The organism is Enterobacter sp. E20 (assembly GCF_000801755.2).
GTDB lineage: Bacteria > Pseudomonadota > Gammaproteobacteria > Enterobacterales > Enterobacteriaceae > Enterobacter > Enterobacter asburiae_B.
Window position 1 is genome coordinate 4,116,543 of record NZ_CP012999.1, and the last position, 24,601, is coordinate 4,141,143.

General features: G+C 55.9%; 30 protein-coding genes and 2 pseudogenes. 9 read left to right on the top strand and 23 right to left on the bottom strand.

What is annotated here, in order from left to right; all coding sequences use genetic code 11:
* Positions 1 to 28: 28 nt before the first annotated feature.
* Positions 29 to 1,033 (top strand): IS110-like element IS4321 family transposase, encoded by a 1,005-nt coding sequence (locus NI40_RS19155; RefSeq protein ID WP_000427623.1) that lies wholly within the window; start codon positions 29 to 31, stop codon positions 1,031 to 1,033.
* A 250-nt stretch (positions 1,034 to 1,283) separates the two neighbouring features.
* Here NI40_RS19155 and NI40_RS19160 read toward each other — a convergent pair.
* Positions 1,284 to 1,628, bottom strand: a pseudogene (locus NI40_RS19160) (phage tail protein); the annotation flags it as partial.
* A 58-nt stretch (positions 1,629 to 1,686) separates the two neighbouring features.
* Complete coding sequence (locus tag NI40_RS19165; protein ID WP_039263295.1) at positions 1,687 to 2,280, bottom strand: recombinase family protein; 594 nt, start codon at positions 2,278 to 2,280, stop codon at positions 1,687 to 1,689.
* 89 nt (positions 2,281 to 2,369) lie between these two features.
* Between NI40_RS19165 and NI40_RS23360 the strand changes: the two genes are divergently transcribed.
* A complete protein-coding gene (locus NI40_RS23360; RefSeq protein ID WP_236918786.1) occupies positions 2,370 to 2,822 on the top strand; it encodes a phage tail protein in 453 nt (150 codons plus the stop codon).
* Complete coding sequence (locus NI40_RS19170; RefSeq protein WP_039263297.1) at positions 2,822 to 3,421, top strand: tail fiber assembly protein; 600 nt, start codon at positions 2,822 to 2,824, stop codon at positions 3,419 to 3,421. The genes NI40_RS23360 and NI40_RS19170 overlap by 1 nt, the downstream gene beginning before the upstream one ends.
* Here the strand turns inward: NI40_RS19170 and NI40_RS19175 are convergent.
* The 17 genes and pseudogenes from NI40_RS19175 to NI40_RS19245 form a co-directional block, all read right to left on the bottom strand.
* The gene (locus tag NI40_RS19175) at positions 3,405 to 4,001 is read right to left on the bottom strand and encodes a tail fiber assembly protein (protein ID WP_039263298.1); all 597 of its coding nucleotides are present in this window, start codon (positions 3,999 to 4,001) and stop codon (positions 3,405 to 3,407) included. The two genes, NI40_RS19170 and NI40_RS19175, sit on opposite strands and share 17 nt — an antisense overlap.
* Positions 4,001 to 5,125, bottom strand: a complete 1,125-nt coding sequence (locus NI40_RS19180; protein WP_055703386.1) for a phage tail-collar fiber domain-containing protein — start codon at positions 5,123 to 5,125, stop codon at positions 4,001 to 4,003. The genes NI40_RS19175 and NI40_RS19180 overlap by 1 nt, the downstream gene beginning before the upstream one ends.
* Positions 5,122 to 5,730: a phage tail protein I gene (locus NI40_RS19185; protein ID WP_039260511.1), complete on the bottom strand. Its 609-nt coding sequence runs from the start codon at positions 5,728 to 5,730 to the stop codon at positions 5,122 to 5,124. Before NI40_RS19185 ends, NI40_RS19180 begins: the two co-directional genes overlap by 4 nt.
* Entirely contained in the window at positions 5,723 to 6,631 is a 909-nt protein-coding gene (locus tag NI40_RS19190) for a baseplate assembly protein (protein WP_039260509.1), read from the bottom strand. Before NI40_RS19190 ends, NI40_RS19185 begins: the two co-directional genes overlap by 8 nt.
* A 5-nt stretch (positions 6,632 to 6,636) precedes the next feature.
* Positions 6,637 to 6,987 (bottom strand): GPW/gp25 family protein, encoded by a 351-nt coding sequence (locus NI40_RS19195; protein WP_033146688.1) that lies wholly within the window; start codon positions 6,985 to 6,987, stop codon positions 6,637 to 6,639.
* On the bottom strand, positions 6,984 to 7,625 hold the full coding sequence (locus tag NI40_RS19200; protein ID WP_039260507.1) for a phage baseplate assembly protein V: 642 nt from the start codon (positions 7,623 to 7,625) through the stop codon (positions 6,984 to 6,986). Before NI40_RS19200 ends, NI40_RS19195 begins: the two co-directional genes overlap by 4 nt.
* 112 nt (positions 7,626 to 7,737) lie before the next feature.
* Complete coding sequence (locus NI40_RS19205; RefSeq protein ID WP_039260506.1) at positions 7,738 to 8,205, bottom strand: phage tail protein; 468 nt, start codon at positions 8,203 to 8,205, stop codon at positions 7,738 to 7,740.
* The gene (gene lysC / locus NI40_RS24230; RefSeq protein ID WP_236918787.1) at positions 8,168 to 8,413 is read right to left on the bottom strand and encodes an Rz1-like lysis system protein LysC; all 246 of its coding nucleotides are present in this window, start codon (positions 8,411 to 8,413) and stop codon (positions 8,168 to 8,170) included. Before lysC ends, NI40_RS19205 begins: the two co-directional genes overlap by 38 nt.
* Complete coding sequence (lysB, locus tag NI40_RS24365; protein WP_249435432.1) at positions 8,301 to 8,714, bottom strand: Rz-like lysis system protein LysB; 414 nt, start codon at positions 8,712 to 8,714, stop codon at positions 8,301 to 8,303. Before lysB ends, lysC begins: the two co-directional genes overlap by 113 nt.
* Before the next feature lie 8 nt (positions 8,715 to 8,722).
* A complete protein-coding gene (locus NI40_RS19215) occupies positions 8,723 to 9,232 on the bottom strand; it encodes a lysozyme (protein WP_039260503.1) in 510 nt (169 codons plus the stop codon).
* On the bottom strand, positions 9,216 to 9,437 hold the full coding sequence (locus NI40_RS19220) for an HP1 family phage holin (protein ID WP_023309247.1): 222 nt from the start codon (positions 9,435 to 9,437) through the stop codon (positions 9,216 to 9,218). Before NI40_RS19220 ends, NI40_RS19215 begins: the two co-directional genes overlap by 17 nt.
* Positions 9,428 to 9,631 (bottom strand): tail protein X, encoded by a 204-nt coding sequence (locus tag NI40_RS19225; protein ID WP_023309248.1) that lies wholly within the window; start codon positions 9,629 to 9,631, stop codon positions 9,428 to 9,430. The genes NI40_RS19220 and NI40_RS19225 overlap by 10 nt, the downstream gene beginning before the upstream one ends.
* A gap of 179 nt (positions 9,632 to 9,810) precedes the next feature.
* The gene (locus NI40_RS24370; RefSeq protein ID WP_227010840.1) at positions 9,811 to 10,224 is read right to left on the bottom strand and encodes a DinI-like family protein; all 414 of its coding nucleotides are present in this window, start codon (positions 10,222 to 10,224) and stop codon (positions 9,811 to 9,813) included.
* A 147-nt stretch (positions 10,225 to 10,371) separates the two neighbouring features.
* Positions 10,372 to 12,549, bottom strand: a pseudogene (locus NI40_RS19230) (replication endonuclease); the annotation flags it as partial.
* Position 12,550: 1 nt separating this feature from the next.
* The gene (locus tag NI40_RS19235) at positions 12,551 to 12,772 is read right to left on the bottom strand and encodes a TraR/DksA family transcriptional regulator (RefSeq protein WP_039260502.1); all 222 of its coding nucleotides are present in this window, start codon (positions 12,770 to 12,772) and stop codon (positions 12,551 to 12,553) included.
* Positions 12,772 to 12,999 (bottom strand): DUF2732 family protein, encoded by a 228-nt coding sequence (locus NI40_RS19240; RefSeq protein WP_029741400.1) that lies wholly within the window; start codon positions 12,997 to 12,999, stop codon positions 12,772 to 12,774. The genes NI40_RS19235 and NI40_RS19240 overlap by 1 nt, the downstream gene beginning before the upstream one ends.
* Positions 13,000 to 13,067: 68 nt before the next feature.
* Entirely contained in the window at positions 13,068 to 13,406 is a 339-nt protein-coding gene (locus NI40_RS19245) for a DUF5347 domain-containing protein (RefSeq protein WP_039260501.1), read from the bottom strand.
* Between the two features lie 227 nt (positions 13,407 to 13,633).
* Between NI40_RS19245 and NI40_RS19250 the strand changes: the two genes are divergently transcribed.
* The gene (locus NI40_RS19250) at positions 13,634 to 14,209 is read left to right on the top strand and encodes a phage repressor protein CI (protein WP_039260499.1); all 576 of its coding nucleotides are present in this window, start codon (positions 13,634 to 13,636) and stop codon (positions 14,207 to 14,209) included.
* 282 nt (positions 14,210 to 14,491) lie between these two features.
* Positions 14,492 to 15,661, top strand: coding sequence for a DNA repair protein (locus tag NI40_RS19255; RefSeq protein ID WP_039260497.1), 1,170 nt, complete (start codon positions 14,492 to 14,494; stop codon positions 15,659 to 15,661).
* Here the strand turns inward: NI40_RS19255 and NI40_RS19260 are convergent, their stop codons facing one another.
* Positions 15,662 to 16,426 (bottom strand): siderophore-interacting protein, encoded by a 765-nt coding sequence (locus NI40_RS19260; protein WP_039260495.1) that lies wholly within the window; start codon positions 16,424 to 16,426, stop codon positions 15,662 to 15,664.
* A gap of 148 nt (positions 16,427 to 16,574) precedes the next feature.
* On the opposite strand from NI40_RS19260, the gene NI40_RS19265 reads away from it, so the two are divergent.
* Positions 16,575 to 17,069 carry a PadR family transcriptional regulator gene (locus tag NI40_RS19265; protein WP_029741394.1) on the top strand — a complete coding sequence of 165 codons (495 nt, stop codon included), beginning with the start codon at positions 16,575 to 16,577 and terminating at the stop codon, positions 17,067 to 17,069.
* Here NI40_RS19265 and NI40_RS19270 read toward each other — a convergent pair.
* Both NI40_RS19270 and NI40_RS19275 read right to left on the bottom strand, forming a co-directional pair.
* Positions 17,066 to 18,625, bottom strand: coding sequence for a methyl-accepting chemotaxis protein (locus NI40_RS19270; RefSeq protein WP_039260492.1), 1,560 nt, complete (start codon positions 18,623 to 18,625; stop codon positions 17,066 to 17,068). The two genes, NI40_RS19265 and NI40_RS19270, sit on opposite strands and share 4 nt — an antisense overlap.
* Positions 18,626 to 18,962: 337 nt before the next feature.
* Complete coding sequence (locus NI40_RS19275) at positions 18,963 to 20,483, bottom strand: methyl-accepting chemotaxis protein (RefSeq protein ID WP_039260490.1); 1,521 nt, start codon at positions 20,481 to 20,483, stop codon at positions 18,963 to 18,965.
* Between the two features lie 434 nt (positions 20,484 to 20,917).
* On the opposite strand from NI40_RS19275, the gene ygjG reads away from it, so the two are divergent.
* On the top strand, positions 20,918 to 22,297 hold the full coding sequence (ygjG, locus tag NI40_RS19280) for a putrescine aminotransferase (RefSeq protein ID WP_023309267.1): 1,380 nt from the start codon (positions 20,918 to 20,920) through the stop codon (positions 22,295 to 22,297).
* A gap of 83 nt (positions 22,298 to 22,380) precedes the next feature.
* Here the strand turns inward: ygjG and NI40_RS19285 are convergent, their stop codons facing one another.
* Positions 22,381 to 22,983 carry a helix-turn-helix domain-containing protein gene (locus NI40_RS19285; RefSeq protein ID WP_039260488.1) on the bottom strand — a complete coding sequence of 201 codons (603 nt, stop codon included), beginning with the start codon at positions 22,981 to 22,983 and terminating at the stop codon, positions 22,381 to 22,383.
* Positions 22,984 to 23,025: 42 nt separating this feature from the next.
* Here NI40_RS19285 and NI40_RS19290 point away from each other — a divergent pair, with 42 nt between their 5' ends.
* Positions 23,026 to 23,712, top strand: a complete 687-nt coding sequence (locus NI40_RS19290; protein ID WP_039260486.1) for a B3/B4 domain-containing protein — start codon at positions 23,026 to 23,028, stop codon at positions 23,710 to 23,712.
* A gap of 12 nt (positions 23,713 to 23,724) precedes the next feature.
* Positions 23,725 to 24,573: a dihydrodipicolinate synthase family protein gene (locus NI40_RS19295; protein ID WP_039260484.1), complete on the top strand. Its 849-nt coding sequence runs from the start codon at positions 23,725 to 23,727 to the stop codon at positions 24,571 to 24,573.
* The last annotated feature ends 28 nt before the right edge of the window (positions 24,574 to 24,601 follow it).

Sequence of the window (24,601 nt, forward strand, 5' to 3'; positions counted from 1 at the left end):
AGGACAGGCTTTCATTCGGAGAACTATCATGGAAAACATTGCGCTCATTGGTATCGATCTGGGTAAAAACTCTTTCCATATTCATTGCCAGGATCGTCGCGGGAAGGCTGTTTACCGTAAAAAATTTACCCGGCCAAAGTTGATCGAATTTTTGGCGACATGCCCCGCTACAACCATCGCAATGGAAGCCTGTGGCGGTTCTCACTTTATGGCACGCAAGTTGGAAGAGTTGGGGCATTCCCCAAAGCTGATATCACCACAATTTGTCCGCCCGTTCGTTAAAAGCAATAAAAACGACTTTGTCGACGCCGAAGCTATTTGTGAAGCTGCATCGCGTCCGTCTATGCGTTTTGTGCAGCCCAGAACGGAATCTCAGCAGGCAATGCGGGCTCTGCATCGTGTCCGTGAATCCCTGGTTCAGGATAAGGTAAAAACAACCAATCAAATGCATGCTTTTCTGCTGGAATTTGGCATTAGCGTTCCCCGAGGAGCTGCCGTTATTAGCCGACTGAGTACCATTCTTGAGGATAATAGTTTGCCTCTTTACCTCAGCCAGTTATTGCTGAAATTACAACAGCATTATCACTATCTTGTTGAGCAGATTAAAGATTTGGAATCCCAGTTGAAACGAAAGTTGGACGAAGATGAGGTTGGACAGCGCTTGCTGAGCATTCCCTGCGTCGGAACACTGACAGCGAGTACTATTTCAACTGAGATTGGCGACGGGAAGCAGTACGCCAGCAGCCGTGACTTTGCGGCGGCAACAGGGCTTGTACCTCGGCAGTACAGCACGGGAGGTAGGACGACATTGCTGGGAATTAGTAAGCGAGGTAATAAAAAGATCCGAACTTTGTTGGTTCAATGTGCCAGGGTATTCATACAAAAACTGGAACACCAGTCTGGCAAATTGGCCGATTGGGTCAGGGATTTACTGTGCCGGAAAAGCAACTTTGTCGTCACTTGTGCTCTGGCAAACAAGCTGGCCAGAATAGCCTGGGCCCTAACGGCACGACAGCAAACTTATGTAGCATAACGGCAGAAATACACCGGTTTAAAGAATTACTGATCTGGTTTTGCGAATACTGATATTGATGATACTAACGGCCCACCGGCCTGTTGAGGAACCTGTAAAACGGAAAGGCTCATTGAAGCCGTATATTTTCTGGAGGTTCATCAGGCGCGGAACTCATCAAGGCGCGGGAATAAAATCCCATTCAGACGCCGGATAGATTCAAGCAAGCCAACTTGTCGTCAAAATCGGTGTTGCAAAAACGGGAGTGACCATAGATACCGTTTTCATCGGTAGTACCGATGATATTGGAAACGGTCTGCTTGCGCGCCTCTTCCGGGGTTTCAGCGGTGCCTTCGGCCACGCGAACAACCACGACAACCGGTTTGCACTGGTCGGCGATCGCTTGCAGAGAAGCGGACAGCGTCCCCGCCTTGCCGGCTTTCGCAATCGCGTTTTGCACGTTGGTAATGAGCACGGGCTCGTTTAAAGGAAATGTCTTGTCGTCAGCATCGCTGGCCGTACAGACCATGCCGATGATTGCCGTCGAGACGGTGGAAATGGTGCGGGTGCCATCGTTGATTTCGATAACTTCCACGCCGTGGTGAAAATCACTCATCCGTTTAACTCCTTGGTTAGTTGGTGAGTGATATTGTCGCGGCTGGGCTTGCTATGAGCTAACCATCCCTGTCCAGCGGCCGCTGGCACAACGATTGTCCGACTATCGTGGCGGGGAATTTTTTATAAAGCGTGGAAATACCCACATCAAAAATTAACGCAACGCGCTGTCGGGATTCCCCGGAAGCAATCAGCCTGCCAGCCTGAGCCCATTCCTCCTGCGTCAATTTAGGGCGTCTGCCACCAATTCGTCCCTGTTCTCGCGCTGCGGCCAGCCCGGCGCACGTCCTCTCGACAATGAGTTCACGCTCCATTTCAGCAAGCGCCCCCATGATATGGAAGAAGAAACGACCCATTGGCGTTGAGGTATCAATGCTATCAGTCAAACTGCGGAAGTTAATGCTTCGCTGGCGTAGTTCCTCGGTCATTGAAACAAGGTGGCGCATACTGCGCCCGAGCCGATCAAGTTTCCATACAACGAGAGTATCGCCCGCATTAAGTTGTCTGAGGGCTCGATTGAGTCCCGGTCTGCTTGTCGATTTACCGCTGATTTTATCTTCAAAAATGAGCTCACATCCTGAACGCTGCAGCGCGTCACGCTGTAAGGCGGTGTTTTGTTCATTTGTTGACACGCGTACATAGCCAATAAGCATGGTATTTCTCTCCGTCAAAACCGGAAATCATGCCATTTAATGGATAAACACGCATTTTCGAAAACCTTGGTTTGGGAGAAGGCTCTGCTTTGCCGGTTGGCGTCCCCGTTCCGTGGCCGTCAGCAACTCCACCGACGGGGTGGCTTAAATGCAACGGAGCGGCGTTCGCGGCTGCGCAATATCCGAATCTGGCTCTGGCTTATCCAACCTTGAAACTTCCAGACTTACGCGGGGAGTTTATCCGTGGCTGGGATGATGGACGTGGAGTTGATTCCGGGCGTAGCTTACTGTCGGCTCAGGGGGATGCTATTCAAAATATTGTCGGGACGTTGGGAAGAACCCAGCTATTTCAAGATACGATGTACACTGGTCCGTTTAATCAAATCGACCAGCTAGGTTCCGTTGGTTTGTCTCCTGCTCCCGGCCCTGCTGTTGGATATGGTGCCTGTAACTGGTCTTTTGATGCATCACGCGCAGTCCGCACTGCAACTGAAACTCGTGCGCGAAACATCGCATTTAACTACATCGTGAGGGCTGCATGATGGCTAAAGCTGAATTAAATCAGGACATGATCGCCACGATGGCAGGGGAAATCACCGTGTTTAACTACGATGGTGAGACACGCGAATATCTGTCTTCATACGTTGAGTATCTCGCCGTGGGGGTAGGTATTCCTGCAAATTCCTGCGTTGATGTTCCGGGAGAGGGTAAAACCGGCTTTGCCATTTGCCGTACAGAAGACCTTTCATCATGGGAATATATCACTGACCACCGTGGTGAAACGGTATACAGCACAGAGACGATGCAACAAGTTGAAGTGACGGCACTGGGGGAATATCCCGAAGGTGCAACGCCCAATGCTCCTGCATCACCGTACGATAAATGGGACGGAGAAAAATGGGTCACGGATTCTGCCGCAAAACATCAAGGTGATATTGCTGATGCAGAACAATACCGACAAGCACTCCTCGTTAATGCAGATGACCTAACCTCCGACTGGCGAGTAGAGCTGATGCTAGGCGATATAAGTGAAGAAAATAAAAAGAAATTGTCGTCGTGGATATCTTATAAAGCTGCGGTTAAAGCCGTCGATGTGTCGACGGCTCCTGATGTTAGCTGGCCTGTTAAACCGGCGGTGTAGGCCATTTGATATTTGGTGCAGCGTCAGGAATGACAGCTTGCAATTCCTTTATGTAGGTCAGCCAGAGCATCAGGCTGGCCTTATCTTTATCATTGATAATGCCTAACTGCAGCTCCGTCTGCCATAGGCTGATCGTTGCCTGCGCTTTAACTAATAAAGCTGATTTTTGCTTTTCTGCAGCTTCCACGTCTGCGGTATGTAGCTTGTCGGTATTCGTAACCCACTCGCTGCCGTTCCACGTATCGTATGGCGTAGCAGGAGCCAGCGTCGTGGTCTCTTCTGGGTAATCCCCTGGTAAAGATACAACAAGTGCTTCACCAGTTTTGGTGCCGTAGATTGTTTCACCTCGATGGTCGGTAACATATTCCCACGCCGTAAAGTCTGCTGTACGACAAATGGCAAAACCCTCCTTTTGCTCTCCTGGCGCATCAGTACAGGATAAGGCTGGAATACCGACCCCTACGGCGAGATACTCAACGGATGAGGACTGTAATTCACGGGACTCACCGTTAAAGTTATAGACGATAATATCCCCAGCCACTGTGGCGATAAATTCACTATTTAGTTCAACTTTCGCCATTATGCGGCCCTCACGATGTAGTTAAATGCGACGTTCCGTGGCCTTGCCACACCACCCACTGCGGATTGACCACTAACTGTTGTACTTAATTGTGCGGTTGAGTACGGGATAGTGCCGTTTGATGACAGCCGGTTAACAGCAAAAGGCTTTTGATAATTAGCCATTGAATCCATGCCCACACCATCCATTAATGGTTTGTAGTCAGGAGGTGCATATACATGCATGGTGTTCATCACATCATCTTCTGTACTGCCGGAAATAGATACAGCCATCAAACTACCCATCTGAAGCGATAGCAGGCCGCGCCCGGAATCAACTCCACGTCCATCATCCCAGCCACGGATAAACTCCCCGCGTAAGTCTGGAAGTTTCAAGGTTGGATAAGCCAGAGCCAGATTCGGATATTGCGCAGCCGCGAACGCCGCTCCGTTGCATTTAAGCCACCCCGTCGGTGGAGTTGCTGACGGCCACGGAACGGGGACGCCAACCGGCAAAGCAGAGCCTTCTCCCAAACCAAGGTTTTTGAGAACCTCAGCGCTCAACCCCGCATCGGCAATTTCTTTTAACGCATTGGCGATTAAAGGGTACTGTTTATGCGGATTATCAGCAGCAATATGCTTTTTCATCTGATCATCAGCATAGCTCTTTACCTCAAGAGCTTTATCGTCAACGTACTGACGCGTTGCCAGCACAACCGACGGATCAATTTTCAGGGAAATTGACGATGTGCTCGACACAATAAGAATCATGCGAATGGTCTGCGTGCGGCCACTGCCTTCCTGCAGCTGAGGCTTATATGTCTCCGGGCAGTTAGCCACGGCGATCAGAATGCCGTCGTCGTCATAGAGACCGATCTCTCGGATCCAGAAACCGCCCTCATTCTCGGGAATAATCTGTTCAGCGATGATCTGGCTGGTATTGTTTGGGTCAACAGCGAGCAGGTTCAGCGGCGCTATGCGTTTTTGGTTGACGAGCTTCGTCTGCGCCGGGTCGGGGGTTGGCAACGTTCCGTTGGCGTCGCCTACCGCCATTTGCGTCAGGCTGAGTTGCGTACCAAGTGCCGTCGCGTTAGCTAGCCGCGCCGCGCCCTGATTCGTCAGTATGGCAAAATATTTTGCGGTCATGCGTTCACTCTCAGGTTATCAATCAAATGGATGGCCGAGGCCGGGTAATAATCACCACTGACAATAAGTTCCTCAGTGGTATAGGGGTAAACAGCCAGCGCATCGCCGTGATAGCATCCTGCGCCAACATAAAACTCTCCCGTTGAGCTCAGGCTGATAGCCAGCCCGGTCATGTGTCTACTTGCCGGTTTGGCATCCTCAATGAGCCGTTCAAGCTCCTGATACATTTCGTCAGTGATGCCGTTATCAAGCACACCGACAACCAGACGGAATGTGCCAGGCTCCTCACCGAGCTGCCACCACTCGCGCACCTCAATCAAAAAGCCAAGCGGTTCCACCACACGACGCAATGCGCTGATGGTTCCTTTGTGCTGATGGACGAAAAACGAGGACATAATGACGCTGCGCTTCGTGCTCTCCGGCCACGCCTCATCCCAACGGTCTACCGACAGCGCCCATGCCAGGTAGGGAAGTAAATTCACCGGGCACGCGCTGGGGTTCCATAAGGTGCGTAGCGGTACCGGCACTCGTTCAATATTCGAGAGCGCAGCGGCAGCGGCGACTTCCAGCGGCGAGGATCCAACGGGTAACAGCCTTTCACTCATCCGAACCCCCGATCGCTATCTGATACGAGGTACAGTTCGAGGCCTGCGACTTACTCAGTACAATGTCAGAGTGGGGAGATTCCAGTTCCACGCGCTGCACGCCTTCAACGTGAAGTGCTGCATAGATGGCCGAGAGACGAATATCGCGTCCAAGGCGATGCTGCGCGCTGATATAATTCCGCAGCTTCTGCTCTGCAGCTTGCCTGATGGGTTCAGCTTCTGGTCCGGGATAAACGTAGAGCGTTGCGTTTATCTTGTAAGGCACAATTTCTGCTGACTGGACAGTTACACGATCGCCGACCGGGCGGACGGTTTCAGCGTTAAGCGCTTTTTCAACAACCGCCAGTAGTTCAGGACGAGCGGTACCATCCCCCTCACGGGATAACACCGAAATCGTCACGTATGCGGGCTGAGGGCTTTCAACCGAAACGTCAGCGACCCGCCCGTCGGCACTTCGACCATGATATTCATAGGCTCCAACCGGCCCCGCGACGCTCAACCCTTCAAAGGCCTGCTGCGCACGCAGTCGCAGGTCAGCATCAGACTCCATGACGGCAGCCGTTGGCGGAATGGTAGTGTCATCGCCCGGGGTGATGGTCAGGCGTTCGGTATTATTGTTTCCCGCAATAACGTCCAGATCGTGACCGGAAGAATAGGCCAGCGTCACGGCCAGCGCAGCCTCATTAACCCGCTGGCGCCAGATAACTTCCCGGTAGGCATTCTCCTGCAGCAGCTTCACAATCGGCTCGGATTCCAGCGTCAGCGTCCGTGCAATCGCCTCTCGCTCCTCTTCCGGATAGAGGGAGACAAAAGTGGCCTTTCGTTCTGCCAACAGCGTTTCATAATCCACCTCCTCCACGACATCAGGCGCGGCGAGCTGGCTCAGATCAACAATAGCCATAGCGTTTAACTCAGTGAAATGGTGATAGAAAAGGATTGCCCGGAGGTCGGGCGCGTGCCGGTGATATCGACATACAACGTCCCGTCGTTCTCCGAACGCTCGAAAGTGATGGCCGTCAGGCTTATTCGCGGCTCCCATTTCTGGATGGCGGAATAACAGGCGGCCATGATTTGCAGACGCAGCGCCGGGCTCTGCGGCCTGTCGATCATCGCCGCCAGCAGCGAGCCGTAATCCCGCCGCATGACCCGCGAGCCAATCGGCGTAACCAGAATGTCGCGCACGCTTTGCCGGATGTGTTCCGCCTCTGAAAGGCTAAGCCCGGTCTGCCTGTTCATCCCCCTGTAACGCACCGTCATTGTGTCCCCTTAGTCCAGCTTCCACCGCTTTGCACACTGCCGTGCGCGTGGTTATCCAACTGCACCCCGTTGGAGGTGAATTTACCGCCGGAATGCTCAATATTTCCGGCCATCAAGCCGCCCTTCTGCACTTCAAGAGAGGCAGTAATTAACTTGTTAGTGCACACCACTTCAGGCGTATCCAGCGTAATGCGGGACGTTGACGTCACCCTCACCTCCGGCACTGTGGCGGTCAGCGATTCAGAGGCGGTAATGTCGGCCGTTTTAATGCCTGTAACCGTCAGCGCCCCGTGACCGGGTTCGTACTCGATGACCGCCCCGTCAGGAAACGAGACGTGGAACGCATCAGGTGACCCGGACGGCGCCGGATGGTCGTCAGAGAAAATGCCGGGCAGCACAAAGGCGGTATCAAGCTCGCCGCCGATGGCCAGCAGCAGCACCTGCTCTCCCTCGGAAGGGGCCCACCAGACGCGCGAACGTCCCGCACGACAGGTGAGCCAGTTCAGCCAGGTGGTTTTCATCCCGCCGGTCTGGACACGACAAAGCCCTCTGCTGAGGTCAACATCGGTCACAACACCGATACGAATAAGATTGCGGATCGCGCGAGCGATGCCGTTCATGGAAGTTAATGTATTCATGAGAAGAGAATGCCGTTCAGGAGGAACGGCAGCAACGAGACGGGGTTTTCTGCGGGATGATACAACAAGCGGTCCAGACGGCAGTCGGATGGCGGCCTTCAGCGCGAGGAAATTACTCCTCCCACTGGCTGACCAGCTCGCCGTTAACGTACAGCGCCTTCGGACGCGTGACGGGCTCCGGCAGCGGCGGCTCGGGGGAATACGTCGCGTGCAGAGCGCCCTGCTCCTGGGAAACAAGAATACGCTCGGTTAATTGCACGCTGATGGTGATATTCATCGTATCGTCATCGTTTAAGACGATCGCGAAGGTGTAACCGTTTTTACGGCCTTCATCGAGGGTAAAAATATCCGGCTGGTTTTCCCGAAGCCAGGCCAGCACCGGGACGAAAAATCCCTCGCTGTCGCCGGTGAAGCCGCTAACCTTCACGTTCAGCGCATACCGCTTTTCAAAGGAGAGCGAGGAGGCCAGTCGGGCGTCAATATTGCCGCCTCCGGCCGACATCTGCAGGCGCTCCGGGTTGGCATTGAGTTGGGGGATCGCGTCAATTAATGCCTGACGCAGGCTCTTGAGTTTGTGCATCGAGTTTATCCTGACAGTCTTTGATGATTTCAACCTGCAGCGCGCAGGCGATAAGGGCGTATTCCAGCCTGCGAATATCCGCGCTGAGATCGCCGTTAGTGGCGGGTTCGCTCCCCGGCATCGGGCAGCGGCTCACCTTCGGGCAGGCGTTGTAAACAATGGGCTGCGGAGGCGCAGGCGGTGCGGGTGTGCAGCCTGCGGACAGCATCAGGCAGCTGAGCGGTATACCAGCGGCGTAACGCTTCATTTTCATTGAGTAATCTCCCGATAGTCGCTTCCCGTCTTGCCCTCTCCTCGCCCGCGGTGACAAGCTCCTCACGGAGCCTGACCTGGGCGTTTTCATTTGCTCTGGCCATCCGCTGCGACAGGGACAGCTGCTGATTAAGCGTGGCGAGGGCCGTTTTTTGCTCGCTGGCGACCCGATTGGCCGTAGCTAAGGAACGGGACAGGTTCAGGTTGTCATGACGAAGCCACAGCGCGATGGCCAGCAGCCCGGCCAGCGCCAGCATGAGCGTTCTCACGGCAGCCCCTTCATGCACCAGGCCTTCTCGCGGACGCGACGGTTTTCCAGCCCGGCATTTTTGACGCCGTTGACGTACACCCAGCGGGTAAGCTGCCCGCATGCATGCGGCCACTGTTTACGTTTGATAAAGGACACCAGCGTCGAACGGCAGGCGGCGCCTGCGCCGACATTAAAGGTAAAACTCACCAGCGCGTCATAGACCCGGGGCGGCATCTCTACCGGCGCACACGCCGCCAGACGCCGCTCAACGTTGAGCACATCAGCGACCAGATTTACCGCGGCCTCACGCTCGGTAATGTCCCGCGTCGGCACAACGTTTGCCGTGTGGCCAATGCCGGACGTCCATACGCCGGCGCTACACCGGTAGGGCGAGAGGCGACATCCTTCGAGATCGGCAATCAACGCCAATCCTTCCGGGGATGTTTTCAGTAATCGAAAATCAGGCATCAGCACCGCCAGGGCCAGCACGCCGGCGACGCTGCAACGCTTAATGATTGAGTTCACGAATGCTCTTCTTATCGAGGCCAAGAGACTGGAGATAGCGCCAGGTTTTTCGCTTAAACCAGTAATTCGTTAATGCGGTAAAAATGGCGCACAGACTCCCCACGTACAGCGCGACTTTTTCAGGAGACATCGCCCCGAACCAGGCCAGCGCCACGGCCAGCCAGTAGGCGATAACCGTGGTGATTTTCTCCAGGCTCAGTCCCATAGGTTTACGGATTCTTTTGTGGGGGCGCTATTCACCTCCGGCATCTCTACCGGCGTGCCGTGAGGCAAGATAACGCCTAACTCCGCGAGGCCAGGATTGGCCTTCAGAACGGCTTCAACGACGCCAGCCGTGCGCCCATAAAAGCGGGCGCAAACGGCATCAAGCGTGTCCCCCTGCATTGCATAGATTTTCATCAGACGCTCCCAACATCCGGTTTCCAGGTACTGTAGAGTTTCCCGGGCCAGCAGGCTTTTCGCTATCGCTGGCAGATGGACAATCGCGGGCACAACAGATCGTCCGCAAGCGGCGAAGCGTGGTTCAACGGAAGCGCAAAACAGGAATGAGGGTGTTGGTACGGGTGATGACGCCGGGGCTAGCGCCAGCTCTCGTCTTCCCAGACTTCCCGGAGGATAGCGTCCAGCGCCTCGCGATCGGCTTCTTTTTCAAGCCCCTGGAGCTCGACACCCGTCACCGATCCTATTTTCACGTTCACCCGCGATGACGGAAACAGGGAGCGTATTCTGCGGGTCAGTTCGCACTGAAAGGCCTCAACGACGGCATGATCGATCTGCTGATCTTTATCGAGAGTAATGTTCACCCGAACGTTGCCCTCTTTTTTGATTCGTTCCGGAACAGGCGATGCTGAGAACACAACGGTAAATGCGTTGTTCTTGATTAAATTTCCCCGCGCAATCTCAGCAATCAAATTCAGGGCAATCTCACGATCTCTTTCCTGACACGTTCCTTCCGTCGTCAGTCGCGCAATCAGCTCGACTCGTTCAATCATGACCTGCTCGTTCAACTCTCTGTCCACACAACCTCCACCACGAGATACTGTATAAACATACAGTAGCACGTATTCACAAAAAGAGTGAAGCGAAAAATCAGAACCCTTCACGGTATGTACATGATATGGATGGAGATTAGCGGCCCTCTGAGCGAAGAGATCCGTTAAATACCCAATACGTTCAAGGATTTTCCGCGCCTTTTGCTGGTAAGAACACGGTGCCGGAAATAGCGATCCGTCAGCTGCGCCCCTGCACCATTTATTGTTAAAGCGGCTGATGCCTCCCGCCATCAGATGCAGGGCTTCTGCCCGGCTGATGGCTATCCCGGTGGCGAGCCGTATCTCATCGATCACCTTCTCCGGTACCCCGTTCTGCGGGTCGCTCGCGAAGACGACGGGCGCTGTCGCGCCAGGGCGGATGAATTTGATGCGTTCGGTTAACGCCCGCCTCGCACGTCGGCTGAGGGGTTGAGAAAGATCGGTCTGCGTACAGTTATTGACAGAACTCCGAGAGGATACGGGTGCGTCTTTAAGATCCGCGGCCCGCTTCGGCACAATTTTCCACTGCGTGAGCCGGGTTAAAACTGGGCTGCCCGCGCCAACGGCAGAATCGTACACGCCGCGGATGCGGACCGTTTCCTCGCCGTACTGGTTAAACCCGGCGCGCGGCTCATACAGCGTGCGCACCTGTAAATCATCGCGACGCACAAACGGCCCGCCCTGCGCGGTAACGTAACCCGCCCAGTCCCCGGCGTCGGCAGCCTCCTGGACGGCGGCAAACTCAACGCTCAGACCGCGCGCGGCCTCGGCATCCACCAGACGTCGCAGCTCGCGGTAGACCGTTACCGGCGCGCCGCCGATGAACTGAAACTGGCGAATGTGCCAGCGTCCTGCCCAGGCCGATACGGCGGACGCCGTCTCCTTCAGCAATCCACCGCTTTCGTTATCAGTCTCGCCATCAAGCGCATAGCCGTCGATATTCTTTGAGATGTATTTGGCGATATAGCCGGTAGCGCTGCCTTTCTGCGGATCGATCGCGTCCGCGTGAAAGCGCGCCTGTCTGGCGTCTTCGCTCTGCAGCTCAGCGCCATCCTCCTGCCGGGCGTAATCCCCGATAATCCGGCGAACGCATTCGACGTCTTCCGGCAGCATAAACATCAGCATGTGCCAGTGGGGTGTACCGTCGTGATGGGGTTCCGCAACGCGGATACCAAAGATACGGCGCCCGTCCCGGTGCAGTTTTGCCCGGATACGCGCCCACAGTCGGGTAAAGTAGAGTTGCGTATCCGCCGGGCTGGCCCCGTTCCACTTCGCGTTGGGGAAGCCTGATTTCAGCGTCGCGTGATACTGCGCGGGCGCGGTTAAGGTATAGAACTCGCCCACGTAGCCCAGCGCCTCACAGATATTTTCAAACCCGCGGATACGGGTCATCAGTTCACAGCGACGTATCGCCGGGTTGGCCGCCGAGCTGTCGTATTTTTCAATCAGGCTGATGCGGTTGCCCTCTTCATCTTCCAGCTCCATGCCCTTGAGAAATTCGCGCGTGCGGCGCTTCTGCTCGCGCCACTCGGTCACGCAGCGTTTGCTCGCATACGCCGCTTTTCGCTTGCTGACGTTGCCGAGGGCAATCTGCAGATGCTCGCGCCAGGCAGCCGCGACCCGACGCAGACGCCCGCGCCACCACGCCTCGGAAAACATGCGGATCACCGCCGCGGCAACGTCATCTTTGTTGAAAAACGTCTTCGACACCCGCTCCCAGTGCGGAGGCGACACGTTGAACTGTCGGGCGATCAGTCCGGCGCGCTGATACCAGACGTACAGCGTCTGGTATTCACCCATCTCAGCATCGTTAATATTCGCCAGCTCGCCGCGAATAAAGCTGGCGATATCTGCGGCCAGCAGGTCGATGTCCGCGCGGGTCATATCCGGAAGGCGGTTATAGCGGGCCACCAGTTCGACCATCCGCGAGGCGAGGTATTGCAGAAGCTTGGTGTCGAAATGGCCGTCAAACACGGCCCTCGAGACCTCGTCGTGCAGGCCTGTGCAGGCATAGCGTTCAGAGACCCGCCTCAGACGGGGTAACATCCTTTTGCAGAAGCGGATCAAAAAGGCGTTAGCCTGCGGGCTGCCCCTATGCTGTTCGAGGGCGTCAACCGTGCGCCAGACCTCGAAGCGTACGCAGTCAGGCTGCTGTGAGAGGGAAATTCTTGCCTGCTGCAGCGCCGCGAAAAGTCGATCGCGGCGCTGCTGTTGGGCGTGGGTGAGATAAGGGCTGGCAATGGCCGACCGCGGGGCATTCCACGGATAAGCAAATGACGTAGCCAACTTATCCTCCCCGGAGGTGTTTATTTTTCATCTCCGCGATCTCCTGACAGGTCACGCACAGGGCTACGCCAGGCACCGCTATTCGGCGCGCCTCCGGTATCGGGGCCTCGCAGTCCTCGCAGAGGAAACGCGAAGGCGATACGGGTCGTCTGCGGGCGCGATTAATGTATCGCTCTCTGTCTTCCTGCTCGCGCGCCTGCGCAAGATCGATAAAATCGGCCATCAGTGCAGCTCCTGGGATTCACGCTCGTAGCGAGCCGCCTCGTGGCACAGCAGTTCGGCAACGTCTTCTCCGCTCATGCCGGTTTTGTAGATATGGCTCGCCAGCGCCTCCAGACGCAGGGAGACCGCGAGGGCTCGCGCGCATCGTTCCTCTGTTTTTGCCTCTGCCAGCAGGCGCTTCAGTTCTTCACTTCCGGTCGGATAAGGGCGGTTTTCACTGTTTCGCATCACGCGTTCTCCTTAAATTCAGGCAAAAGGATGCCCGGCGGGTTTACGCCATTAGTTTTTGGGTTGGGTTATATCGGCATGGTCAGCCGTTCAGGAAATAAACTCACGACAGCACGAAAATGATTCATGGCGTTAATCAGCGCCCTTTTCTCCTCTGTGGTTAGCTCACTGAGCTCGCACTCATGACGGGCGACGGGCAATCTCGCCAGGAAAAAGAGGGCGGCCAGCGCCCTGCTGTTCTCCTCAAAACAGGGATCGCGCTTATCGCGCAGCTCAGCCATAAACCGCGCCAGCTCTTTTCCGCTATCGCTCCCGTATCGGGCGCGCAGTTCAGCGACGTGGTTAAGCCCGCTAAGGCGAGCTCCCACGCTAAGTGGAACCCTTGCACGGGCAGCTTCTATCGCCATATCTCCCCTCGCGTAAATTCACGCACGCTAGTGCGCTGAAAACGGGCAGAGCACGGTTTTTTCCGCCGTTTGATGATTGCGATTTCAGATGCCATGCTGCATGATTCCCATTTTGATAATGTCTGCAATCATTAGCCTCTGTCTGCCAACGCCTGCCGCTGATTGCCCGAATTTGCAATGATACTAATACCCAAATGAGTATCAGTAAACACCCAAAGGAATATATTTTGATTTTAGATTCTCAAGTGAATAATGAAGAGTTACTCGATAGAATCTGTCAGGTATATGGTTTCACGCAGAAAATCCAGCTGGCCCGGCACTTTAATATCGCCGCCAGCTCGCTTCAGAACCGCTACGCGCGCGGTACCGTCTCTTACGACTTTGCGGTTCAGTGCGCGCTGGACACCGGCGCCAGCCTTCGCTGGCTGATGACCGGACAAGGTGCGCAGTTTGAAGGTAATCCCGCGCCGGGCGATCCGGTTTCGGTTTCCACATTCACACTGAGTGATGGAAGGCTGGAAGAAAATACCACTTTGAGTATCGCTTCTGGTTTCTTTAGCAAACCGCTGGCTCGCGGCATCGCCGTTCGGGCGGAGGGGAAGCTGCACTTTGTTGAAAAAGAAGCATCGTTAACCGACGGCCTGTGGCTGGTTGAGATTGAAGGCACCGCCAGCATCCGCGACCTCACGCTGCTACCGGGTAAAAAACTCCACGTGGCGGGCGGCAAGGTTCCGTTTGAATGCGGTATCGACGAGATAAAAACGGTGGGTCGCGTAGTGGGGATTTACAGCGAGGTTAATTGAGGGTGGGTCGAACGCATGCGCCACCAAAGGTGGGGCGCTCGCTTTCGGGTAGGACACGGAAAAACCCGAGGCAGGGGAAAAAGAGGATCGACGCACATTAACAGGGCTGGTGAAGGCGTGGCATGTCGCTCTATCGGGTTTACCCCATAATGAGAGCACCACACATCAACTCATTAAAGAAATCCACCATCGCGCCGATCATCATCCGTGTGTATTATTTCCTGTAGCTTTTACAACAACTAACCTTAACTCAAATACTTAAGCGCCAAAGCGAAAGGCATCATGAGCACACCGATCAAACGGCTAGAAATCATTAAAAATGCCATTGAACTGGAAGATGACGACATCATCCAGAGCCAGCTGACACGCCTGAAAAATGAAGCGTTTGACGATGAGCTACAGGCAATCGTCGTGGCGCTTGAGGAGAAGAACTACACCGCTGCGATGGCGGCAATTACCGCCTGGCTGCAGGGCCAGCGCGCCGTGACTCAATGGCGCGATCCGCAGGTGGCCGCCAGCAAGCTGGAGCTGAAGGCGCTGGAAGAGCGTCTGCGCGATCTGATTGACCGCCGCAACGCCCGGGTGCAGCAGCTTGATGAGTTCAACGATCTCTATTTCTCTCGACTCGGACCGCTGATGCAGCAGATCCTCGCCCTGCGTAAAACGCTGGCCGAGCTCAATCTGCGCCGTCAGCAGGCGGAAGCGCGTCGTCGCGAGGAAGATTACCGTCGCTGCCAGCGCTATATGGCGCAGGCGGTAGGGGTGCTGGCGACGCTCACCCAGCGCTGGCGCGATCTCCCGGCCGACTCCGTGCAGGCCGCTGAGGCGCGTAAGCATCTGGAACAGCAAAGCAATCTGATTGCCAACCTGCTGGCCGAAGCGCTGGAGCTGGAGAGCGGCTTAACGCGCGAAGAGGAGCCTGCGCGTCAGGCGCGCGACGACGCTAACGAAGAGTACGAGAAGTATCGCGAGCAGCATCACGATGCCGAAGTGCGGCTGCGCAAGGGTAAGGATCTTTCGGAAGAGGACCGGAACGAGCTCAAGCGCCTCTGGCGGCAGGCGAGCAAGCTCTGCCATCCGGATCTGGTGGCGGACGACCTGAAAGAGGAAGCTAATGCGATGATGGTCCAGCTCAACCAGGCGAAGCAGCGTGGCGACGTTAAAACCATTCGCTCACTGGTAGCTCGCCTGCAGCAGGGCTTTGAGCCATTGATGGCAAGCGACAGGCTGAACGATCTGGAACGTATCCGCAAAAAAATGGCGCAGGTTCGCGAGCAAATCGACATTTTAGTGAACGAGCTGGCAGAGCTGGAGAAAGAGGAGTCCTGGCTTCTGGTCTCGTCGCTGAACAATATGGAAGCTTACTTCGCTCAGCAGGAGAAAGCGCTGCACGAGGTCCGCGCCTCGCTCGAACATCAGGTGAGCGAAGCGCAGCTGGATTCCGCCGCCTGATTATTTGGCGTGCCAGTATGCGCTGGCACGCACCAGTTGAGGGTCAATCGCGTCGGTTTCAAACTGACGGCTCAGCGTCTTCACCACCTTCCCTTCCCCGGTCAGCCAGATGAAGTAATCTTCACCCGGAACGGTCAGCGCCGCCAGATGGTCCGCTACCGCCTGCTCGCTGTGGCCCACCACCCAGGTGATGTTGAATTCGCTCAGGTGCGCCAGATACGCCTTATAAGAATCGTCTCCGACCGTCACAACCGCATGAATTTCCGGGCGAACCGGCAGTTTAGCAATGCTCTCTAAGCGTCGACGCAGCGCGGGCATGCCGGACTCGTCGCACACGTACAGCTGCCAGGCGTAATCCTCCGGCACCACCAGCGAACCGCGCGGACCGCCGATGGTCAGCCTGTCTCCCGCTTTCGCCTCGACCGCCCAGCGGCTGGCAATGCCGCCGTCATGAACGAAGAAATCGAGTACCAGCTCATGGTTTGCCTCGTCGTACAGCGGCGTGTAGTCGCGCGTCTGAGGACGTACGCCGTCGCCCCAGTCGATGCCTTCATCGGTGACCACCGGCGGCACAAACACTGCCCCCGGGGCCGGGAAAAAGACTTTGGTATGGTCGTCGAAACCGCGGGAGCTAAAGCCCTCCAGCTGCTCGCCGCCTAAAACAATGCGCTGGAAACCCGCGCTGGCGCGCTCAACGCGGAGCACCGTCAGCTCGCGAAAGCGCAGGTCATTACGAACACGCTGTGGGTAACGGGTAGATGCCATTTTTAGCCCCTTCTCTGGTGAATACGATATATCTAAATCAATTATCCAAATGATAATGATTACTAGTAAGTAAAAATGCAAGATCTTTTAGATTGCATCTGAATATATCTTAGATATAGTTTAGATATATCAAATTAAGAGAGCTACTATGCGACACGAACACGACAGCGGCGGGCGCCGACCGCGCTTTTTCGGCCATGGCGATCTGCGGCTGGTGATCCTGGATATCCTGACCCGCAGCGCGAGCCACGGCTACGAGCTGATAAAAGAGATCGAGAACCTGACCCAGGGGAATTACACCCCGAGCCCAGGAGTGATCTACCCGACCCTGGATTATCTTCAGGATCAAACCTTTATCACCATTACGGAAGAAGAGAACGGTCGTAAGACGATTACGATTACCGCTGAAGGACAACGCTGGCTGGACGAAAACCGGGAACAGCTGGAACAGATCCAGGTGCGTATCAAAGCGCGTTCCGTCGGTTTTCAGCTGCGCAAAAACCCGCAGATGAAGCGGGCGCTGGATAACTTCAAAGCGGTGTTAGACCTGAAGGTGAATCAGGGAGAGCTCAGCGACGCGCAGCTCAAGCAGATTATCGGCGTTATTGACCGCGCGGCGCTCGAGATCTCCCAGCTGGATTAAGCGGGAGCGTGCTCGCTCACGCGGAAGACGCGTACCAGCTCCTTCAGGTGCATCGCCTGTTCGTTAAGCGATGCTGCCGCCGCGACGGACTCCTCCACCAGAGCGGAGTTCTGCTGGGTGGTGGCATCAATCAGGCCAATCGCGCTGTTAATCTGCGAGATACCTTCCGTCTGCTCGTGGCTGGCCTGGCGGATTTCGCGCAGGATCACGTCCATCTCTTCCACGTTGCCGACCATCCCGTTGATCAACGCACTCGCTTTTTCAACCAGGTTCATCCCGTCCTGGGTCTGGCTGGTAGAGCTCTCAATCAGCTCGCGGATTTCGCTGGCAGATGACGCGCTCTTCTGGGCAAGCTGGCGAACTTCACCCGCCACCACCGCAAAGCCGCGACCGTGCTCGCCGGCGCGCGCCGCTTCCACCGCCGCGTTCAGCGCCAGAATGTTGGTCTGGAACGCAATGGCGTCGATCAGGTCGATAATGTCGGACATCCGGTTCGACGTCTCGTTAATCAGGCGCATTTTGCTGGTCACCTGCTTCATCATCTCGCCGTTGTTTTTAACCACCGTGGCGGCATCCGCCGAGAGGTTGGTCGCTTCCCCGGTATGCGAGGCGGTATTTTTCACCGTTGCGGTGATCTGCTCCATCGAGGCGGCGGTCTGTTCAACGGAGCTTGCCTGCTCTTCGGTACGCGCGGCCAGATCCTGGTTCCCGGCGACAATCTGCGCGGCTGCGCTGGAGATATTCTCCGAGCCGGTTTGCACCTGCTGCACGATGTCCAGCAGTCGCGTTTTCATCTCCATCAGCGCATGCAGCAGCAGACCCGTTTCGTCTTTACCGTGTGGCGTGATGCTGCCCGTCAGATCGCCCTCAGAAATGGCTTTTGCAAAATGCACCGCCTCGCCGAGCGGACGCGTGATAGCGCGCACGATAAACCAGCCGATCAGGCTGCCTGCCGCAATGCTAAAGAGCGTGAGCAGGATCAGCAGCAGTCGGTTAGACCTGAAATCCCCTTCCACCTGCGCGCCGGCACTCTGCATCTCGCTGTTTTGAATGGTAATCAGCTCCTTCACCTTCGCTTTATAAGCCTGCTGCACGGCGAGGGTGGTGGTCATCATCTCCTGAATAGCGCCCGCACGATTGTTGTTCTGCACCGCCTGCAAAATGCGGTAGCGCGAGTCCAGATACTGCTGGCGCACGCTGCGGATTTCCGCCAGCACCTGCTGAGACTTCTGATCCTGCAGCGCGTTGTTCAGCTCGCCCAGGATCACCGTGATGTGCTCGCTGATCTCTTTCAGGCGCTGCTGAGATTGCCCCGTGTAAGTGCCCTGCTCGTCCAGCAGCATCAGCTGTTGAGTGCTAATAAATTCCTGGAAGTTATCGATTAACTGGTTCGCTTTTACCGTGGTCGGATAATCACTGGTAATAATCGATTGCATCCCGTTATTAGCCCGGTTCAGGCTCAGCAGAGACAGGCTCGCGCTGATGGCCATCAGGACAATAAAGAACCCGAACGCCAGAAATAATTTCGTGCCGATCTTTACGTCATGTAAGAACATATTTTCTCCATCGATGTGATTATTTCTCAGACGATCGCTGTTATCGGTAACGATTTCGCTAACTTTATGAGTTTGATCGTTTTTTTATTTCATAACCCCCGCAATACATAGGTGTAGGCTATTAATATGGCCTCATCGATCGTTACCAGACCGTCAAACGGGGTATTTTCGAAATAGCATTCTGAAGAAATGACTTAGGCAGGAATAAATAACTGAGGCACTTTCTTTAGTTATTTAATATTAAATTAACAATAAACCACATTAATAGTCACAATCAAAAAAATAAAACGCCGTTTATTCCTTACGGAATAAACGGCTTTTTTGGAACATTACTGACTCAGTGGAGCACAGTCACCGCATCCTTGAGGCGTCCGGCGCGGTGCTTCACCATTGCAGAAATGTGGGCGCTCTCCTCGACCAGGTCGGCGTTTTTCTGCGTAATGCTGTCGAGTTCAGCCACCGCGCGGGTCAACTCTGACAGCCCGGTGGCCTGCTCGGAGGTCGCGTGGCTGATCTGGGCGATAAGCTGCGTCACGTTTTTCACCTGCACCACGATATCATCCATCGTGCGGCCTGCGGCGTGAACCTGCTCAGAGCCGGACTGCACCTTGCTGGCGCTGGCATCAATGAGTTTACGAATATCATTGGCGGCACTGGCGCTGCGGCTGGCGAGATGGCGAACTTCGCCCGCGACCACGGCAAAACCTTTTCCCTGCTCTCCTGCCCTTGCCGCTTCAACCGCCGCGTTCAGCGCCAGAATATTAGTCTGGAAAGCGATATCGTTAATCAGGGAGGTAATCGAGCCAATCCGCTGCGTGCTGTCGGCAATGTCATCCATGGTTTTGACCACGGTCTGCATCGCGTTGCCCCCTTTCGTCGCCGCGCTGCTCGCGGCCACGGAGAGTTTATCCACCTCGGCGGCGGTTTCAGAGTTACTCTGAACGGAAGCGGCCATCTGGTTCATTGTTGCGACGGTCTGCTGCACGTTCGCCACGGTCTGACGCGTGCGATCGTTCAGGTCTTCATTTCCCTGCGCCAGCCTGTCGCTGCCGTCACGGACGCTCACTACCTGGCTCGAGACGTCATTGATTAACCAGCGGCACATCAGGCCCAGCTGCCCGATCGCGCGCAGCGTCAGCCCGAGCTCATCGCTGCGGTTCAGATGCTGCACGCTGTTGCGCTCACCGGTTGCGACCTTCAGCGCCTGTCGCGCCACATTCTCTACCGGGTGGACAATCTGTTGCTCAAACAGCAGCGTCCCCAGCAGCATCACCACCGCGGCAGCAACGAGCGGCATCCACCCGGCGGAAGTCGCGACCAGCGTGGCGGCGAGAACGGCAAAAAGCACCGCCATCACGCTGCGCACGCGCCAGCGCAGCGGCATTGCCGGCAGTTTACCCAGCCAGCCTTTTCCAACCACCAGCCCCTTGTGCACGCGTTTCTTACAGCTCCCGTCGTTCAGCGCCCGGTAGAGCGGCTCCACGATCGCAATCTCTTCGGCTGTGGCTTTGGTGCGAATGGACATATAGCCCGTCACCTGCCCGCGGCGCACCATCGGCACCGCATTCGCACGCACCCAGTAGTGGTCGCCGTTTTTGCGCCGGTTTTTGACAATTCCGCTCCACGGCTCGCCCTGCTGCAGCGTGTACCACATATCGGCAAACGCGGCTTTTGGCATGTCGGGGTGGCGGACCAGATTGTGCGGCTGGCCCGTCAGCTCATCGAGCTGGTAGCCGCTCACCTGCACAAAGGTGTCGTTGGCGTGTGTGATGTAGCTGTGGACGTCTGTGGTAGACATTAAGGTGGTGTCATCGTCCAGAGGATATTCATTCTGGGTGACATAGGTTGGAGAGGACATCGTGGGCATCCCTTGCAGGTTATTTGAATGTTAATTTTGTGGGTCAATGTTTTTTCGGCGGTAAACAATTTATCTTTAGTTGTTAAACTTGATGAAGATCGCAGATTTCACTTAAACCATACTTTTTGTACGATTTTATAATTCATTGATTTCAAATACTTTCGTAAAGAAATTACCTATAAAGCATGACCAGTTAATGCCCACTTAAGTTGCAGCCAATGCACTTCTTTAGGGCAGATGCGCTTTTCCGCCTCATTTACCCTTTTTGTCCTGTACCGCTAAATCCCGTTTCGGTTGCTCCGGCATGATTAAATATTGTGCAACATTATTTTAACCTGGCGTTTATCCCGATTTTCGTTAAGTCATCTGAAGTGGCGTAATCCCTGCAATACTTAAACCAGTATCATGTGATACGCGATCCCCGGGAGCACATTTTGAACAGGTTACCTTCCAGCGCCTCGGCTCTTGCCTGTACCGCGCACGCACTGAATCTCATTGAGAAGCGAACGCTCGATCATGAGGAGATGAAACAACTTAACCGAGAGGTCATCGATTACTTTAAAGAGCACGTCAATCCAGGTTTTCTGGAGTATCGCAAATCTGTTACCGCCGGCGGGGATTACGGAGCCGTAGAGTGGCAAGCGGGGAGTCTTAACACGCTTGTCGACACCCAGGGACAGGAGTTTATCGATTGCCTGGGTGGTTTTGGTATCTTCAACGTGGGGCACCGTAATCCAGTTGTGGTTTCCGCCGTACAGAATCAACTTGCGAAACAACCTCTCCATAGCCAGGAACTGCTCGACCCGCTTCGCGCCATGCTCGCGAAAACGCTGGCGGCCTTAACGCCCGGCAAACTGAAGTACAGCTTCTTTAGCAACAGCGGCACGGAATCGGTCGAAGCGGCGATTAAACTCGCCAAAGCGTACCAGTCGCCGCGCGGAAAATTCACCTTTATCGCCACCAGCGGCGCGTTCCACGGTAAATCCCTGGGCGCACTGTCTGCTACCGCCAAATCCACCTTCCGCAAACCGTTTATGCCGCTGCTGCCGGGCTTCCGCCACGTGCCGTTTGGCGACATCAACGCCATGCGCACCGTGCTGAGCGAATGCCGTAAAACCGGTGATGACGTGGCCGCGGTGATCCTGGAGCCGATTCAGGGTGAAGGCGGCGTGATCCTCCCTCCGCAGGGCTATCTGCCCGCCGTGCGTCAGCTGTGCGATGAGTTTGGCGCGCTGCTGATCCTCGACGAAGTCCAGACCGGGATGGGGCGCACCGGCAAGATGTTTGCCTGCGAGCACGAAAACGTTCAGCCGGACATCCTGTGCCTGGCGAAAGCGCTCGGCGGCGGCGTGATGCCGATTGGTGCGACGGTTGCGACTGAAGAGGTCTTCTCGGTGCTGTTCGACAACCCGTTCCTGCATACCACCACTTTTGGCGGTAACCCGCTGGCCTGTGCGGCCGCGCTGGCAACCATCAACGTGCTGCTGGAGCAAAACCTGCCCGCCCAGGCGGAGCAGAAAGGTGACATGCTGCTGGACGGCTTCCGTCAGCTAGGCCGGGAGTATCCGGACCTGGTGCAGGACGCGCGTGGCAAAGGGATGCTGATGGCGATTGAGTTTGTCGATAACGAAACCGGCTATAGCTTCGCGAGCGAGATGTTCCGCCAGCGGGTGCTGGTCGCCGGAACGCTCAACAACTCGAAAACCATCCGCATTGAACCGCCGCTGACGCTGACGATTGAGCAGTGCGAGCAGGTGCTGAAAGCGGCGCGTAAAGCGCTGGCAGCGCTGCGAATAAGTGTGGAAGAGGCGTAATCAACGCCGGGTGGCGCTACGCTTACCCGGCCTACAAAATACTGCATGCAGGCCCGGTAAGCGTAGCGCCACCGGGCTGCTTTTTATCGGTGAAATTCCGCCACCGTCATGGTGAAGCGAAGCACGGTATCGCCTTCGTTCGCATATCCGTGCGCCGCTTCCGTTTTCGCCACCGCCGATGCGCCAGCGTTAACCTGGGTCACCGTCTCATCCACCGTCAACGTTAAAACGCCTTCGTTCACGTGCAGCAGCTCAAAGGTTCCCGCCGGGTGCCCCGGAGAGGTAAAGCGCTCTCCCGGCTGCATCTCCCACTGCCATAGCTCAATCATATCCGGGCCTGCGGTTCCCGCCAGCAGTCTGGCGCGTCCACCCTGTGCGCCCTGCCACAGCACCGGAATCGCGGCCTCTTCGATAACGTGCACCAGCGGCTCGCTGGATACGTTGACGATATCCGCTACGGAGATGCCGAGCGCGGCGGCCAGCTTGCACAAGATGGCGATACTGGGGTTGGCTGCGCCCTTTTCGATCTCCACCAGCATGCCTTTGCTAACGCTTGCCCGGCGGGACAACTCGTCCAGAGACAGCTTTTTCTCTTTGCGCCAGTTGCGTATGCGGTTTGCCACGGCCAGGCTTACCAGGGCAACATCGGCACCCTGCGAAGTCATTATATTGACTTTATCAGTCATTGGTCACTACCATGGTATAAAACAGTCAATACAGGATTATTTATGTCTCTCGTTACGCCGTCAATAGATTCGCATCTTGCCGGGATTGTCCCGGGCTTTCGGGCGCTGAGCATTCTGGTTGAAGCTGCGCTGATAACCCACCCCGAGGTTGCGCCCGCCGCGTTGGCGCAGGCCTGCCAGCAGATGTTGAATGATGATGTGCCATGGGCTGATGCACACCTTTCAGACTGGGATGAGGTGTTTAAAGCCTTCGGCGCGAAACCGAAACGCACGCCCTGCTCGGCATCTGCCCTGCGCAAGCGGGTACTGAAAGACGGTTCGCTGCCGTCGCTGGATCCGGTCGTAGATATCTATAACGCGGTGAGTATTCGCTATGCCATTCCGGTGGGCGGGGAAAATCTCGCGGCGTATTCGGGTGCGCCGCGTCTGACGCTGGCCGACGGCAGCGAGCCGTTTGATACCTTCAAAGAGGGACAACCAGTGATGGAACATCCGGAACCGGGCGAGGTTATCTGGCGCGACGATCTCGGCGTCACCTGCCGCCGCTGGAACTGGCGCCAGGGGGTGCGTACCCGTCTGGACAGCCAGGCGCAATCCATGTGGTTTATTCTTGAAAGCCTGCCGTCGATGCCCCTTGCGGCACTGGAAGAGGCAGGAGAAGAACTGGTCAACAACCTGCAGCGGCTGATGCCGGGAGCCACGGCTCGGGTTCAGCTGCTGACGCTGTAGGAGGACAACACGATGTTTCACGGGTTAAGCGCGTTTCCGTTAACCCCCCTGAAAGAGGGGACGTTTGACGAGCACTCCTTCATCAATCTTCTGCGCCCCGTGGTCGACGCTGGTATGGATTCACTGGGCATTTTGGGCTCAACGGGAAGTTACGCCTATCTGACCGTTGAAGAGCGCGGTCGGATCGCACGCTGCGCGGTGGCGCATGCTGATGACATTCCGGTCATCGTCAGCATCGGCGCATTGCGGCTGGACGATATTCTGCGTCTGGCTGACGACGCGCAATCGGCAGGTGTCTCCGGCGTGCTGCTGGCACCCGTGTCGTACCAGCGATTAACGGAAGACGAAGTATTTAATCTGTATGAAACGGTGACCCGCCAGCTCTCAGTACCGCTGTGCATTTACGATAATCCCGCCACAACCGGTTTTTCGTTTAGCGATGAACTGTTATTTGCCGCCGCGGCCCTGCCGAATATAGGGTCCATTAAGCTTGGCCGCGTGCCGGAGGACCTGTTGCAGGTACGCGCTCGTCTTCCTGATACCGTCACGCTGGGCATCGCCGGTGACTGGCGAGCGGCCTCCGCCCTGCAGGCCGGGTTTGACGTCTGGTACTCGGTGGTCGGCGGGTTGTTTCCGCAAACAGCGCTGGCGATTGCCCGTTCGAAAAAGGCGGTACAATCCGAGCGGCTGGAGCCGCTTTGGGCGCTGTTCCGCCATTATGGTAGTTTGCGGGTGGTAGCGGCAGCGGCAGAAATGCTGGGGAAAGTGGCTGCACCTGCGTTGCCTTTCCCGTTACAGGCGCTTCAGGGTGAGCCGCGTGAAGCGCTTGCAAAGTTATTTGTCAGCCTGGATCTGGCCTGAAAAACGCCGGGTGGCGCTAACTTACCCG

What these genes read in the sequence shown, in the direction of transcription:
- NI40_RS19155 (WP_000427623.1), top strand. Translation starts at nt 29, where the DNA reads ATGGAAAACATTGCGCTCATTGGTATCGATCTGGGTAAAAACTCTTTC.
- NI40_RS19165 (WP_039263295.1), bottom strand. Translation starts at nt 2,280, where the DNA reads ATGCTTATTGGCTATGTACGCGTGTCAACAAATGAACAAAACACCGCC.
- NI40_RS19170 (WP_039263297.1), top strand. Translation starts at nt 2,822, where the DNA reads ATGGCTAAAGCTGAATTAAATCAGGACATGATCGCCACGATGGCAGGG.
- NI40_RS19175 (WP_039263298.1), bottom strand. Translation starts at nt 4,001, where the DNA reads ATGGCGAAAGTTGAACTAAATAGTGAATTTATCGCCACAGTGGCTGGG.
- NI40_RS19180 (WP_055703386.1), bottom strand. Translation starts at nt 5,125, where the DNA reads ATGACCGCAAAATATTTTGCCATACTGACGAATCAGGGCGCGGCGCGG.
- NI40_RS19185 (WP_039260511.1), bottom strand. Translation starts at nt 5,730, where the DNA reads ATGAGTGAAAGGCTGTTACCCGTTGGATCCTCGCCGCTGGAAGTCGCC.
- NI40_RS19190 (WP_039260509.1), bottom strand. Translation starts at nt 6,631, where the DNA reads ATGGCTATTGTTGATCTGAGCCAGCTCGCCGCGCCTGATGTCGTGGAG.
- NI40_RS19195 (WP_033146688.1), bottom strand. Translation starts at nt 6,987, where the DNA reads ATGACGGTGCGTTACAGGGGGATGAACAGGCAGACCGGGCTTAGCCTT.
- NI40_RS19200 (WP_039260507.1), bottom strand. Translation starts at nt 7,625, where the DNA reads ATGAATACATTAACTTCCATGAACGGCATCGCTCGCGCGATCCGCAAT.
- NI40_RS19205 (WP_039260506.1), bottom strand. Translation starts at nt 8,205, where the DNA reads ATGCACAAACTCAAGAGCCTGCGTCAGGCATTAATTGACGCGATCCCC.
- lysC (WP_236918787.1), bottom strand. Translation starts at nt 8,413, where the DNA reads ATGCTGTCCGCAGGCTGCACACCCGCACCGCCTGCGCCTCCGCAGCCC.
- lysB (WP_249435432.1), bottom strand. Translation starts at nt 8,714, where the DNA reads ATGCTGGCGCTGGCCGGGCTGCTGGCCATCGCGCTGTGGCTTCGTCAT.
- NI40_RS19220 (WP_023309247.1), bottom strand. Translation starts at nt 9,437, where the DNA reads ATGGGACTGAGCCTGGAGAAAATCACCACGGTTATCGCCTACTGGCTG.
- NI40_RS19225 (WP_023309248.1), bottom strand. Translation starts at nt 9,631, where the DNA reads ATGAAAATCTATGCAATGCAGGGGGACACGCTTGATGCCGTTTGCGCC.
- NI40_RS24370 (WP_227010840.1), bottom strand. Translation starts at nt 10,224, where the DNA reads ATGATTGAACGAGTCGAGCTGATTGCGCGACTGACGACGGAAGGAACG.
- NI40_RS19235 (WP_039260502.1), bottom strand. Translation starts at nt 12,772, where the DNA reads ATGGCCGATTTTATCGATCTTGCGCAGGCGCGCGAGCAGGAAGACAGA.
- NI40_RS19240 (WP_029741400.1), bottom strand. Translation starts at nt 12,999, where the DNA reads ATGCGAAACAGTGAAAACCGCCCTTATCCGACCGGAAGTGAAGAACTG.
- NI40_RS19245 (WP_039260501.1), bottom strand. Translation starts at nt 13,406, where the DNA reads ATGGCGATAGAAGCTGCCCGTGCAAGGGTTCCACTTAGCGTGGGAGCT.
- NI40_RS19255 (WP_039260497.1), top strand. Translation starts at nt 14,492, where the DNA reads ATGAGCACACCGATCAAACGGCTAGAAATCATTAAAAATGCCATTGAA.
- NI40_RS19260 (WP_039260495.1), bottom strand. Translation starts at nt 16,426, where the DNA reads ATGGCATCTACCCGTTACCCACAGCGTGTTCGTAATGACCTGCGCTTT.
- NI40_RS19265 (WP_029741394.1), top strand. Translation starts at nt 16,575, where the DNA reads ATGCGACACGAACACGACAGCGGCGGGCGCCGACCGCGCTTTTTCGGC.
- NI40_RS19270 (WP_039260492.1), bottom strand. Translation starts at nt 18,625, where the DNA reads ATGTTCTTACATGACGTAAAGATCGGCACGAAATTATTTCTGGCGTTC.
- NI40_RS19275 (WP_039260490.1), bottom strand. Translation starts at nt 20,483, where the DNA reads ATGTCCTCTCCAACCTATGTCACCCAGAATGAATATCCTCTGGACGAT.
- NI40_RS19285 (WP_039260488.1), bottom strand. Translation starts at nt 22,983, where the DNA reads ATGACTGATAAAGTCAATATAATGACTTCGCAGGGTGCCGATGTTGCC.
- NI40_RS19290 (WP_039260486.1), top strand. Translation starts at nt 23,026, where the DNA reads ATGTCTCTCGTTACGCCGTCAATAGATTCGCATCTTGCCGGGATTGTC.
- NI40_RS19295 (WP_039260484.1), top strand. Translation starts at nt 23,725, where the DNA reads ATGTTTCACGGGTTAAGCGCGTTTCCGTTAACCCCCCTGAAAGAGGGG.